This window comes from Ferruginibacter sp. (assembly GCF_049840995.1).
In the GTDB taxonomy this organism is placed as follows: Bacteria; Bacteroidota; Bacteroidia; order Chitinophagales; family Chitinophagaceae; genus Ferruginibacter.
This window is the reverse complement of record NZ_JASGIP010000003.1, coordinates 475624-488517: the sequence shown is the minus strand read 5'-3', so window position 1 is coordinate 488517 and position 12894 is coordinate 475624. Positions and strand designations below refer to the sequence as shown.

Genomic DNA, 12894 nt, shown 5'->3' with positions numbered 1-12894 from the left:
TGGCCGGTTCCACATTTATTTAACTCATATTTAACTAAACCGATTGCAACTTCTGCGTTATTCCCTTGTCTTATATCACAGTATAGCCAACTTGTTTATGATTATCACGCAAGATTACTTTCAGCATGTCACTGAAGGTATTAAACCTATTAACGACGGGAAGAACCGTGTGTATTACGGTGAAGTATATGAATTCTTCAGTACCGAAGCTTTCCGGAATTTCAGTATCAAACTTACATTGCAGGGTTCTATTCATTATAAAACGCAAAGCCAGGAATACCGGCTCGGCCCCAATAATTTTTTACTCACCAGCAGGCAACAGGGTAGTGTGCTGGTAGATTCTTCCACCATGGTAAAAGGGGTGTTCATTGATATACAACAGGAAACGATCAACGAAGCCTATAACGTGATCGCCGCAGATAATGATTATGATTTTGAAGACCTGCAGGCGGGTTATTTTTTTTCGCCCGATTTTTTTGAGAACATCTATGCATTAAAGAACAGTGCGCTGGACAGGGAATTGAAGGCCCTGGTAAGTGGCCTGGTTAATAACAGTATTCATTTTACGGAAGAAACATTTTTAAGCCTGGCCGAAAAAGTGGTGCTGCATGAATTGGGAAATTATAAAAGCCTCAATAATTTAAAATCCGTACGGGCTTCCACCAAAAAAGAATTACTGAAACGTTTGTTGCAGGGCAGGGATTTTATGGAAGATAATTTTTTGAAGAACCCCGGCATTGCCGATATCGTAAAGCACTGCAACATGTCAGCCTTTCATTTTTTCAGGAGTTTTAAACAGGCCTTTGGAGATTCGCCTTACCAGTATATTATCAATAAAAGACTGGAGTATGCAAAAACACTCATCCGTACCGATCAATCATTTACTTCCATAGCCGGGCAATGTGGCTTTGCCGATCTTTTCACCTTTAGCAAAGCGTTTAAAAAATTGTACGGTATTTCTCCTTCCGAATATAAATCACGGTCGCTGCAAAAGATCAGCGCCTGATAATTTTCATTACAATAAATAAGCAGGAAAAGTATGCACGCAAAAAAGGGCGGGTAGTAAAAACAACCTGCCGTTATGTAAACTTATTGTTCACATGAGAAGCTCTTATGTATAAGGTATAAAACTGTAATCATTCACTTAGTTGAATAAAATTACAGCTTAGTTGGTTTGTTAGTTGTATCATTTTACCCAACCGGTAAAATGATGTAATGAAACGTTGCTGAAAATCAATGGTAATTTCTTTTGGCATGTTTCGACATGCTTTTTAATTCCCTTCTATCCATTCTTTCAGTCTTGAAAATTTTTGCTGGTTAATATCTATATGCAATGAATCCACTGCATCAATGATTATTTCAAACCTGCCTTCATCCAGTTGTTTTATTTTATTGATATACTTCCTGTTGATCAACGATTGCCGGTTGGCCCTGAAAAAAAGTTTGGCGCTCAGCTGGCTTTCCAGTTCTATCAATGTGGACTGTATCAAAAACCTGCTGCCATTATTATTATAGGCAAAGGTTAATTTATTGTCGGTATAGAACATCGTGATATCATCGGTATTGATGAGCTGGAATTCTTTGCCTTTTTTTATCAGGAAAGTTTTTGAGCCATTACCGTTTATCTCATCACTGATAGTTGCATGCGGCATATTTTTTTTCTCGAAATGACTTTTAATGATCTCGATCTTCTTCAGTGTTTTCTCGATCTTTTTAAAATTGAACGGCAGGTGGATCGTGTCGAAAACCACGTTGTGAAAGGGTTTCAGCTCAATGCTGTCGTCGGAAAAAACGATGAGCGGTACGTTGACCGTATTCTTTTTATCTTCCAGTTCGGCAAACGAAACCTGGTCAATCACAATAAAATCAACGGTATCTGTATCGGCAACGGCAGCGCTGAAGGTAGCAGCAGGATAATAAGTTTGTATCAGTATCATTCTCAGTGATATCTCATCAAACGCGGTCTTAATGGTCTCAATATTCTTTGCATTACATGCAATAATAGAAAATCTCAACGCAGATGTCAAGGTGTTTTCAGGCATATGGTTCTTAGTTATGTTTTTCTGGCATTGCAAAACTATTTCAAACAATTTTGCAACACTTACCGTTCGAGTAATTTAACATGATGTTAAACGCAATAGTTTTTACATAAATTTTTCCAGGTTTTTTAATTGCGTTTTAATGAAGACGATTTTCGTTTATAAAAAGTATATGTCAAAAAATGCTTGCTTTTACTCTCAGTTATTTTTATTTATTGTTTAACAGCTGCTTTTATTTCGTCGGTTTTTTACCCGTTTTCGCGAAGCATCTTATTAATTAATTAGCATGCCCTTAATGATTGTTTAAAGTAATCTTCATGATATTTTAAACCATTTAAAACAATAACTATACAATTAATGACTATGCGAAAAATTAAACTACTGCTGCTGTTGTTGTTCTTTAACCTTGCCGGTGCACTTGCACAAAATACCCATGTGGTAACGGGTAAGGTGGTGGATAAGGATGGTGCTGCAGTGCCCTTTGCTTCTATTATTATAAGCGGGGCCAAAACAGGCGTTAATGCCGATGCGAATGGTGCTTACAGCATCAGGGTAAAAGATGGTACGCTGTTGCTTATTTCTGCAACAGGGTATAAAGAAGTAACGGTAAATGTTGGTTCACAAACAACTATCATTACCACGATCGAAAAAAATGATACCAACCTGAAAGAAGTGGTGGTAACAGGCGCATTCAATACCAAAAGAACTGCGAGGAGTACAGCTTCGGGCGTACAGACCGTTAGTTCCGAGCAACTGAATGTAGCCAGGGTAGCCAATGTGAACAATGCCATTGCAGGTAAAGTGGCAGGCGTACAGGTACGCAGCCAGTCGGGCGCTGCGCTGGGCAAAGCACCCGTGGTGCGTTTGCGTGGCGAGAATGGTTTATTACCAGGCGCCGGCGCTTTGTACGTGGTGGATGGTACCATTATGACGGAATCAACTGATATCATTGCAGATGATGTGGAAGATATTACGGTATTGCAGGGCCCTGCTGCTTCTGCATTGTTTGGCCCACAGGGTAAAAATGGTGCGATAGTAATTACTTCTAAAAAAGGTAAGAAGAATAATGGTGTTGGTATTGAAGTGAATACCGGTGTAAAGTTTGATAATGTATATATATTACCCGATTATCAAAACTCGTACGCAGGTGGTGGTACTGCTGTTTTAAATAAATATACTTATAAAGCAGGCGATCCTGAAGGATGGAAAGCGCTGGATGGTAAATACTATCCTGATTACGAAGATGATGCCAGCTGGGGACCACGCATGAATGGCCAGGAATACATTCCATGGTATGCATGGTATGGCGGCCACGAGCGTTCATTTAAAACTGCCAGCTTAACTGCGCAGCCCAATAACGCAAGGGATTTTTACCAGACAGGTGTTACCAAAACCAATAACATCAACTTTTCAAAAGCCGGCGATAATTTTAATATCCGTGCATCATATACCAACCTGGATATTAAAGGTGTGGTGCCCAACAGTTATTTAAAAAGAAATTCGTTTGGATTAAATACTACTGTTGACCTCAGTTCTAAATGGACCCTGAATGCCAATGTAAATTACCTGGCGCAGTTAACCAACTCCGAAGATGATGATGGATATGGTAACCAAACCACCGGTAGCTTCAACTCCTGGTTCCACAGGGACCTGGATATGGGTATCCTGAAAGAATTAAGGAACCTGCGTTCTCCGGACGGATCTGTACTGGCATCCTGGAACCTGCACAATCCTGCAGCGTATGATGCCACCAATCCCAATGCAACTTACAGAGCCAACTACTGGTACAATTTCTTTTCTTTCCAGGATAATATGTCCAACCCATTCCGTAAAGACAGGCTATCGGGTGATGTAGGGCTTACTTATAAATTCAATAACGAATTCAAGATAAGGGCTACTTACCGTAAGAACCAGGTAACCACTTTTGGAGAAAGTATTTATAAGCAAATACTGGAAAACAGTGGTGTGCAAACATCTGTAACACCGTACGAACTGAACAGCAATAAAGCTGCGTATGGTACCACCAGCAGTTTCAGCAACCGCCAGAACTATGAATTGCTGGCTACTTACAGCAAAAAGATCAAAGATTTTGCAGTGAATGCGAATGCAGGTATCGATATCCTTAAAACACAATTAAAACAATTCCAGGCTAATACCATGGGCGGCCTCAGCTATCCTGATCTGTACTCCCTGGAAAACTCTGTGAATTCTATCGCCAACTCATTGCGTGCAGACGGTGCTAAGGATTACAAAGAACAATCCAACCAGAGAGGCATGTTTGTAAGGGCTGATGTGGGTTATCACAATTTCGCCTTCCTGGAAGGATCTTACAGGAGAGATTACTTATCTACACAACCTGCATCGAATCCTTATATCGATTCAAAATCATTCGGTGCATCATTTGTATTCAGCGACCTGATCAAGAACAAAGGTATTTTGAGTTTTGGAAAGGTAAGGGCATCATGGGGTGAAGTGGTGGAAGATCTTGCGATCTACCGTTTAGGTACTTACTATACTTTAGGTACACAATGGCTGGGTAATATATTAATGAGCGAACCGAACTCAATTGTATCACCTTCTTTAACAGGTGCGGTAAACACTGAAAAAGAAATCGGTATCGACCTGCGTTTCCTCAAGAACAGGATCGGTGTAAGCGCTACATACTGGGATAGGACCAACAAGAACTTCCCTGTAACTGTAAGCACTTCACAAACCGGCGGCTATACCAGCTTTGTTACCAATGCGGGTGAAATTGCAAAGAAAGGTGTTGAACTTACTTTCAATGCAAAACCTGTAATGGCTAAAAACTTTCAATGGGAGATCAATGCCACCTGGGGCAGGCTGATCAAGAATGAAGTGGTATCTATTTACCCAGGTATTCCAAGGCTTACCGGATCATCAGGTTCTTATGCAGGCAGCTACGCCGCTTACCTGGTGAACGAACCGGGTAAACCATGGGGTGAAATATTCGGCGCCGGTATCAAAAAAATAAATGGTGTTCCGCAACTGGATGCAAATGGTTTATTTGTAAGGCAGGCCGATGTTGACTTTGGAAGTTCATTACCTGATTATACCGGTGGTGTTCAGAATACCATTACCGCGTTTAAGAATTTTGTATTCAGCTTCAATATTGATTATTCTCATGGCGGTAAATTCTTCTCGCTGTCTGATTTCTGGGGAACCCAATCAGGCCTGCTGGCAAAAACAGCTTCACTGAACGATAAAGGAAATTCTGTAAGGGATGCTGTGGAAGACGGTGGTGGTGTACACGTATTTGGTGTGGATGCACAGGGTAAGCCAGTAGATAAATATGTGGATGCCTTTACTTACTATCACCAGTTTGTAAACAACCAGATCAATGAGGCCAGCATCTACGATCTTACTTTCGTTAAATTAAGGGAAGTAAGCATCGGGTACAGGATACCGGTAGAACGTATCGGGCTGGGCAAGTACATTAAAAACGCCACTTTCTCACTGGTTTCCAATAATACCTGGCTGATCTATGCCAAACAAAAAGGATTTGATCCTTCTGAGATCAGCAATACTTATGGTGAGAACGGTCAGTACCCGGGCACAAGGTCGCTTGGTGTGAACCTGAAAGTTGGGTTTTAAGTAAAATGATCTGTAAATAAAATATAACAAGCAGGCGTACCCTGGCAATAGATAAGCATACAATGCCAGGGTACATGCTCCCGGAGAAGCGGGGTAAAACAAAAAATTAAACTCATGAAAAAAACACAACGACTTCGTAATATTGCGCTGATTGGTATATCAACAGCAGTGATTGCAACCAGTTGTAATAAAGTGGATGATTTTGGCAATACCAATGTTAATCCCAATGGCGCTACACAACCCATCACCGGGGCGCTTTTAACCACGGTGGAATCGCAGATAGGGCATATCAATGCGATCGATAACTTTTTCAACTTTGGGGCGCTTTACACGCAATACACAGCACAAACCCAGTATGGAGATAAGGCACGCTACGGTATACCGCAGGTGGAATACAGTATGACCGCATATAATGAAAGTGGTACCGGCGCCACTATCGGCCTCTATTCAGGACCCATGGCTGATTGCCAGACCATCATCAATAAAAATACGGACCCTTCCACATCGGGCTTTGCCGGTCAATCGGGTTCTAATGTTAACCAGATAGCAATCGCTAAGATACTGAAGTCGTATATCATCTGGACGGTTACTGACCGCTGGGGTGATGTACCTTATTCAGAAGCGTTAACAGCCAATGTTACCAATAACGTTACACCTAAATACGATGCACAGCAGGATATTTACCTGAAGATGTTTGCCGATCTTAAAAGTGCGGTAAGCTCTTTTGATGTAAATGGTGCGGCTATAAAAGGCGATATCATTTTTGGCGGCGATATTGCTAAATGGAAAAAGACAGCGAATTCACTGCGTATGTTAATGGCATTGCGTTTAAGCAAGGTCTATCCCAATGCAGGAGATGTGGCAGCAAAAGAATTTGCAGATGCAGATGCAGCAGGTGGCATTGTTACCAATGCAGATAATTTTCAATTGACCTATGCAGGCGGTAACCTGAAGAATCCATACTTCGCTATGTACGATGGAAGATCTGACTATGGCGAGTGCAAAACCTTTTATGATATACTGGCAGGTTTGGGAGATACCAGGCAATCTGCATTCGGTACTTCATCCACTGCTTTTCCTTATGGTATGACGGATGATGCTTCCCGTGCATTTGGAACAGCTAATCCCGGTTATTCAAAAAACCTGGCGGCTTCTTTCAGAACAGCCACTTCATCCATAGTGATCATTCCTGCATCCATCGTTTTACTGGCAAGGGCCGAAGCTATTGAAAGAAACTGGATCACCGGTACAGGCCGTACCAATTACGAAGCAGCCATCACTGCATCATTTGCGCAATGGGGATTAACCGTACCTGCGGGTTATATGTCTTCTTCCACTGTTGACTACGACCTGGGTACCGGTGTTACCACGCCTGTAGGACAAAGCTCCGCCAACACCATACCTGCCACTTCAAAAGCAGTTACCGCCAATAAAATTGACCGCATTGCATTGCAGCGTTATATCGCTTTGTATCCTGATGGCGGACAATCCTGGAGCGAATGGAGAAGGACCGGTATACCACAACTGCAGCCTACTACAGAATCGCTGGGCAAGCCCATTCCTAGAAGGTATGTTTACCCTGTTAATGAAAGAGCATACAATCCTAACTCTGTTGCTACTGCAGTAACCAAAATGCCTTACTCCGGTAAGGATGACCAGGACAGCAGGGTTTGGTGGGACAAGCCTTAATGCAGGACTATTCTTCATAACAATATTTTAAAAAAATTCGATACATACACAATCATTTTTTATGAATTATATACCATCAAAAAAAGCCCTGCTCCCGTTGCTGCTTTGCGGTTTTGTTTTCAATGCCTGTAAAAAAGTAGAAACGCCGGAACCGATCGGTACAGGCGGGCAGAAGATATTCAGCATCATGGATTACGGAGGCACAGGGGATAATTATGGCAACAGCGCCCTTATTTTTTCTGATCCCAGTTCTACCAGCGAACCATTGGATTTTCAGATCGACTACTCCACACCGGTAGTGTCTGATAAAGACATCACTATCACAGTAGGCGTGGATGCAGCTGCAGTTGCTAAATACAATACAGCAAACCCTACTGGTCCGCAATACCAGTTGCTGCCCACCAATGCTTATGTGTTAACAACCGCCACAGGAAAAATACCGGCTAAACAAACGGTATCTGAAGCATTCACCATTACTTTTAATCCCAGTGTGATAGACGTTACAAAAAACTATATGTTGCCCATTACCATTAAAACGGCTGATGGAGCGCCTGCAGACGCCAAGGCTGCATCGGGTACCGGCACAGCTTATTTTCACCTGATCGGTAATCCACTGGCAGGTGTGTATACTGTTACGGGTACACGCTATAACTACACCGGTACAGTATCATGGAGCGGCCCACCGGCGCCATTCCCTGCAGGCGGAACGGCGAGTGCGATCCCAACTTCAAAACTGGCCGTGCCTGTTGACGGGCAAACAGTGAGCCTGGAATTTGCTGCACTGAGTGCACTGGGTTATTACTACCAGGTAACCGGTGATGCAACTTTTGCACACATCTCTGTAGACTTTAGCCAGGACCTGCTGAACGCCAGTTCTTCAAGAGAAGTGTTTATAAAGGATTATGTGCCACCATCCCCTACACAAAAGGCACATTTCCATATATACACGCATTACAATAATGTTGCGGGAGGCGGAGGAAACGACAGGATAATAGATGAAGAATTTACACAGCAGTAATGCAAATTGAGGGATATGCAAAGGGAGCCGATGGGCTCCCTTTTTTATAAGATATAGGAAAATAATAACTCAATAAAATGCAAACAGCAGGCTTTGTTGAAGCCTGCTGTTTTTTGTAAATGAATACCTTAATTATTTTGTGACCCCTCAGGGGCTCGAACCCTGGACCTACTGATTAAGAGTCAGTAGCTCTAACCAACTGAGCTAAGGAGTCATCCTTTAACGGGGGTGCAATTTACGGATTTTTACTGTTCCGTTTTAAAAAGAAAAGCTAATATGCAGCATGCCCTTTGTTTTCAGTTCGGTTTGGCCCGATGCAAAATGCTGGCTGGCAGGTACCTGTACGTTGGCTCCCACCGTGATCTTTTTAAAACTTACTTCCAACCCTGCAGCAGCCGCCAGTAAATTACCACCGGTTTGTTCCACTGCCTGTTTATCCAGTTTATTGGCAGCCGTATTTTCGTACAGCAGCCCGGCATTGGGTATAAAACTGATCTTGGTTTTTTCAATGGCATAGGATACAAAAGAGCTGGCGGAAAACTTATTGCCAAAATGATACTGATCGCTGTTGGCCGTATTGAGTTTATAAGAAGCCCCGGTGTTGATGCTTAGCTTATTCAGTTTTATACTGTACAAAGTATTGAGCATAAAATCGGTGCTGGCAGAGCCCGCCTGTGTGTTGGCAATAGAAGCAATGGCCGGGTCAGCAGCATCGATATTGAATTTGCCGGTAGGCGCTTTAATGCCGGCGCCGATCCACCATTGTTGCGTGGTGCGGCCTTTTGTATGATCGAGTAAATTATAATTGGCCATTACAGCAATGTCGCCGATGCCATTATTATTCACCACACCGTCGTCTGATACCTGGTGAATAAAATTATAGGGCAATATGGCCAGCAACTGCCATTTTTTTCCCATATTCCAGCCGGCCCAAATTTCCATTGTTTTGTAATAATCCCTGCTGTATTGGCCGGGATCATTGGCCACCTGGCTTTTAAAGCTGCTGTATTGATAACGCAGCCCGATGAACTTATGATTGAACTGCGGTAATAAACCTATATAATAATTGCCGAGCCCGCAACCGCAAAATTCGCAGGCATTACTATTGGTTGTACAACAAAATACAATTGATATGATCAGTATAGTCTTTTTCATTTTTTATTATTTAACGGAAGAATAGAATTGAATGGCCAATACTACCACAGCAGTAATGACGATGGCAAGAAGAACCTGCACCAGCAGCCTTACCCTTGTAAAACTTTTACCGTTTTCGGGTTTACGCAGCCAGGCGCTTTCTTCCATGCCTTTTTTAATAAGCGACATGGTAAAAGTTTTAGTGATGAATTAAAAAATAAAACGGGATGGATCAAGCCTGTGGCGGATGAAAAAAAGAATAACTAATATCACAGAGTGGATACGCTATTTCTATAGCAGGCGATTGGTCAATAAAACTAAAGGGCCTGTTTTGTGTGCTGTAAAAAAACGATTTGGAGGAGAGTACGTTTGTTTTACCGGCATATTTTCTTTCGGTATTATCCTGTTCCTTCTTTTCTTCTTCCTGCATTTTTTTCATTGCCTGGCATTTACCATTGCAATGCAGTTTAGGGCGGGCTTTGTTGATACAGTTTTTTGCATAGGCCGCAGTATTGGCATAATAATCCAGCCGTATCAATGACCCCGTAAATGTTTGCGCCAAGAAAGCAGTTAATAAGAATATAGCCGTAAACTGTTTGAACATTGCTGCGAAGTTAACCTGTTACAACCTTCCTGCAAAAGGATGAGGGTTTAATATTTATTCTTTAGACGCATTTTCCGCTTCTTCCCTTCGTTGCGGCGGCAATATAAATTTGCCGTATCTTCAAAGCATGACAGCAAAGACCACTAATAAGCTCAATCTTTTTGATTTTACCATGATCGTGGTAAGCCTTGTTATAGGCATGGGCATTTTTCGCACCCCTGCCAATGTAGCCAAAGCCTCGCCGGATACTTTTTTATTTTTCACGGCCTGGCTCGCCGGTGGTATTGTAGCGCTTTGCGGTGCACTCACCTATGCTGAGATCGGCAGCAGGTTACCGGTTACCGGCGGCTATTATAAAGTGTTCTCTTATGCCTATCATCCTTCTGTTGCATTTGCCATCAATTGCGTGATACTGGTTTCCAATGCAGCTTCGCTGGCGGGTGTGGCGCTGGTGGGCGGTGAGTATATTACCGGCATTTTTATCCCTTTATCTAAAGATGCAGCATGGATAAAGATTGCTGCCAATGCCAGCTATATTCAAAGCATACATATCATTATTGCGATTGCCGCCATCATCATTTTTTACGGGGTTAACCTGGCGGGTTTAAAAATGAGCGCCAAAACACAAAATGTACTTACAATAATTAAGATCATACTGATATTGTTATTGATCACCCCTTTATTTTTTTCGGGCAACAGCGATGTAATAAACCCGGCCAAAACCGCGGCCACTTCTCCTGCATTAAGAGAATATATCAAAGCTTTTGGTATTGGTTTGGTGGCCGTAAGTTTTACTTATGGCGGTTACCAGCAAACCATCAATTTTGGTGCGGAGGTAAATAATGCTGCAAAAAATATTCCCCGTGGTATTTTCCTGGGCATCGCCATCATTGTTAGCTTATACCTTACCATTAACTATGCCTATATTAAAGTGATCGGTTTCGATACTTTGCATCAACCCGAAACAAAGAATATTGCAGCGATAATGGCTTCAAAGATATTTGGCATTAATGCAGAAAGGGTTTTATCCGGGTTCCTGTTCTTAAGTGTATTGGCTTATGTAAATGTTCTGCTTATGAGCAATCCCCGGGTAATGTATGCGATGAGTGAAGATAAGATACTGCCGGCCGTATTTAAAAACAGGAACACCAAAACAGATGTACTCACTGTTTCCTTATCTGTTTTTGCTGCGATCTGTATCGTGGTTATTTTTTGGGCAAAGGAATTTGACAGGATATTAAGCTTTTCTATTTTTTTAGATTGCTTTGGCATGATACTGTCTGCAGCAACTATTTTTATCCTGAGAAAGAAAACGAAGCATTTAGATGATACCGGTATTTATAAAATGAAATTATTTCCTTTAATGCCGGTTATTTTTATAGCTGCTTATGTGTTTGTGGCCATCAGCATTGCATTAGAACCTGTTAAACCCGGCGAAACGAATGCAGCCATTACCGGGCTGATCGTTATGGCAGCGTTTACAGCATTGTATTTTATACTGGCTCAAATTAAAAAGAGCGATCAAACCATCCATAACAAATAACTGACCATGGACATTTCTTATATCATCAATGAATTTGCAGAAGAACGGGAGCATTATTTCAACGCGGTTGCTCCTCCTATCATGCAAACCAGCAATTTTGTTTTTAATACGGTGGATGCCATGCGCAAAGCCTTTGCTGATGAATACTCCACTTATTTATACAGCCGCGGCCGTAACCCTACGGTAGATATTTTAAGAAAAAAATTAGCGGCACTGGATGGTGCGGAAGATTGCCTGGTTTTTAACAATGGCGCTGCCGCCACTTTTGCAGCCATACTGGCCAATGTAAAAAGCGGCGATCATATTGTATGTGTAGACAAGCCTTATACCTGGACGCAGAAGATGTGCAATGATATTCTGCCCCGCTTTAATGTAAGCACCACGTATATTGATGGCACCAGTATTGAGAATTTTGAACGGGCTATTTTGCCTAACACCACCTTAATTTACCTGGAAAGCCCCAACAGCTGGGATTATAAACTGCAGGACCTGAAAGCTGTTGCAGAGCTGGCAAAGGCAGAAGGTATCACCACCATTATCGACAACAGTTACTGCACGCCTTTATTTCAAAAACCGATCGAGTACGGCATTGACCTTGCGATGCAGACAGCCACCAAGTATATCAGTGGCCACAGTGATACTTTGGGTGGCGTACTGAGTGGTAAAAAAGAAATGATCGAACGCATTTTCAACAGCGAGTACATGAATATCGGCAGCGGTATACAACCTTTCAATGCCTGGCTTTTATTAAGAGGATTGAGGACATTGCCTGCAAGACTGGATCGTATCACGGTTTCTACGAACAAAGTTGTGACTTATTTAAAATCACATCCTACAGTAGAGAAAGTGATCTTTCCTTTTGATGAAGATTTTCCGCAGTATCAATTAGCCAAACAACAAATGAGCGGCGCCTGCGGCTTATTTACATTTATTATAAAAGCAGACAACATTTTGCAGATAGAAAAATTCTGCGAAAGCCTGCAACATTTTTTTATGGCGGTAAGCTGGGGCGGCCATGAAAGCCTCATTATACCTAAATGCTCCGGCATCCAACACGAAGATTTTGACAGCAGCAATAAAGAGCACCGCATGCTGCGCATTTATGTTGGCCTGGAAGATGCTGATTATTTGATAAAAGACCTGGCACAGGCTTTTGAAAAAATGCAAGGGGATAATATTTAAAAGATCGCCGGCCAGGAGGCGTATTCCCACCCAAAAAATCCGTATTTCCACGCTATGATATCATTTTTAAAAA

The 12894-nt window shown here is 42.1% G+C and carries 10 protein-coding genes and 1 tRNA gene; 6 read left to right on the top strand and 5 right to left on the bottom strand.

Going from position 1 to position 12894, the window contains the following annotated elements; all coding sequences use genetic code 11:
• The first annotated feature begins 97 nt into the window (after window positions 1–97).
• Window positions 98–1006, top strand: coding sequence for an AraC family transcriptional regulator (locus QM738_RS03645; protein ID WP_462275325.1), 909 nt, complete (start codon window positions 98–100; stop codon window positions 1004–1006).
• 265 nt (window positions 1007–1271) lie between these two features.
• On the opposite strand, the gene QM738_RS03640 is transcribed toward QM738_RS03645, so the two are convergent.
• Window positions 1272–2042 carry a LytR/AlgR family response regulator transcription factor gene (locus tag QM738_RS03640; protein ID WP_462275324.1) on the bottom strand — a complete coding sequence of 257 codons (771 nt, stop codon included), beginning with the start codon at window positions 2040–2042 and terminating at the stop codon, window positions 1272–1274.
• A 360-nt stretch (window positions 2043–2402) separates the two neighbouring features.
• Between QM738_RS03640 and QM738_RS03635 the strand changes: the two genes are divergently transcribed.
• The 3 genes from QM738_RS03635 to QM738_RS03625 all read left to right on the top strand — a co-directional run bounded on the left by QM738_RS03635 (window position 2403) and on the right by QM738_RS03625 (window position 8358).
• On the top strand, window positions 2403–5651 hold the full coding sequence (locus QM738_RS03635) for a SusC/RagA family TonB-linked outer membrane protein (RefSeq protein ID WP_462275323.1): 3249 nt from the start codon (window positions 2403–2405) through the stop codon (window positions 5649–5651).
• 114 nt (window positions 5652–5765) lie between these two features.
• Entirely contained in the window at window positions 5766–7340 is a 1575-nt protein-coding gene (locus tag QM738_RS03630; protein ID WP_462275322.1) for a SusD/RagB family nutrient-binding outer membrane lipoprotein, read from the top strand.
• A gap of 61 nt (window positions 7341–7401) precedes the next feature.
• Window positions 7402–8358, top strand: a complete 957-nt coding sequence (locus QM738_RS03625) for a DUF1735 domain-containing protein (RefSeq protein ID WP_462275321.1) — start codon at window positions 7402–7404, stop codon at window positions 8356–8358.
• 140 nt (window positions 8359–8498) lie between these two features.
• On the opposite strand, the gene QM738_RS03620 is transcribed toward QM738_RS03625, so the two are convergent.
• The 4 genes from QM738_RS03620 to QM738_RS03605 form a co-directional block, all read right to left on the bottom strand.
• Window positions 8499–8572 (bottom strand) — tRNA-Lys (locus tag QM738_RS03620).
• A gap of 44 nt (window positions 8573–8616) precedes the next feature.
• The gene (locus QM738_RS03615) at window positions 8617–9513 is read right to left on the bottom strand and encodes a transporter family protein (RefSeq protein WP_462275320.1); all 897 of its coding nucleotides are present in this window, start codon (window positions 9511–9513) and stop codon (window positions 8617–8619) included.
• A gap of 6 nt (window positions 9514–9519) precedes the next feature.
• Window positions 9520–9681, bottom strand: coding sequence for a hypothetical protein (locus QM738_RS03610; protein ID WP_462275319.1), 162 nt, complete (start codon window positions 9679–9681; stop codon window positions 9520–9522).
• 43 nt (window positions 9682–9724) lie between these two features.
• Window positions 9725–10096: a hypothetical protein gene (locus QM738_RS03605; RefSeq protein WP_462275318.1), complete on the bottom strand. Its 372-nt coding sequence runs from the start codon at window positions 10094–10096 to the stop codon at window positions 9725–9727.
• A 127-nt stretch (window positions 10097–10223) separates the two neighbouring features.
• Here QM738_RS03605 and QM738_RS03600 point away from each other — a divergent pair, with 127 nt between their 5' ends.
• The gene (locus QM738_RS03600) at window positions 10224–11639 is read left to right on the top strand and encodes an APC family permease (RefSeq protein WP_462275317.1); all 1416 of its coding nucleotides are present in this window, start codon (window positions 10224–10226) and stop codon (window positions 11637–11639) included.
• Between the two features lie 6 nt (window positions 11640–11645).
• A complete protein-coding gene (locus tag QM738_RS03595) occupies window positions 11646–12821 on the top strand; it encodes a trans-sulfuration enzyme family protein (protein ID WP_462275316.1) in 1176 nt (391 codons plus the stop codon).
• Window positions 12822–12894 lie beyond the last annotated feature (73 nt).

What these genes read in the sequence shown, in the direction of transcription:
- QM738_RS03615 (WP_462275320.1), bottom strand. Translation starts at nt 9,513, where the DNA reads ATGAAAAAGACTATACTGATCATATCAATTGTATTTTGTTGTACAACC.
- QM738_RS03635 (WP_462275323.1), top strand. Translation starts at nt 2,403, where the DNA reads ATGCGAAAAATTAAACTACTGCTGCTGTTGTTGTTCTTTAACCTTGCC.
- QM738_RS03605 (WP_462275318.1), bottom strand. Translation starts at nt 10,096, where the DNA reads ATGTTCAAACAGTTTACGGCTATATTCTTATTAACTGCTTTCTTGGCG.
- QM738_RS03610 (WP_462275319.1), bottom strand. Translation starts at nt 9,681, where the DNA reads ATGTCGCTTATTAAAAAAGGCATGGAAGAAAGCGCCTGGCTGCGTAAA.
- QM738_RS03600 (WP_462275317.1), top strand. Translation starts at nt 10,224, where the DNA reads ATGACAGCAAAGACCACTAATAAGCTCAATCTTTTTGATTTTACCATG.
- QM738_RS03625 (WP_462275321.1), top strand. Translation starts at nt 7,402, where the DNA reads ATGAATTATATACCATCAAAAAAAGCCCTGCTCCCGTTGCTGCTTTGC.
- QM738_RS03595 (WP_462275316.1), top strand. Translation starts at nt 11,646, where the DNA reads ATGGACATTTCTTATATCATCAATGAATTTGCAGAAGAACGGGAGCAT.
- QM738_RS03640 (WP_462275324.1), bottom strand. Translation starts at nt 2,042, where the DNA reads ATGCCTGAAAACACCTTGACATCTGCGTTGAGATTTTCTATTATTGCA.
- QM738_RS03630 (WP_462275322.1), top strand. Translation starts at nt 5,766, where the DNA reads ATGAAAAAAACACAACGACTTCGTAATATTGCGCTGATTGGTATATCA.
- QM738_RS03645 (WP_462275325.1), top strand. Translation starts at nt 98, where the DNA reads ATGATTATCACGCAAGATTACTTTCAGCATGTCACTGAAGGTATTAAA.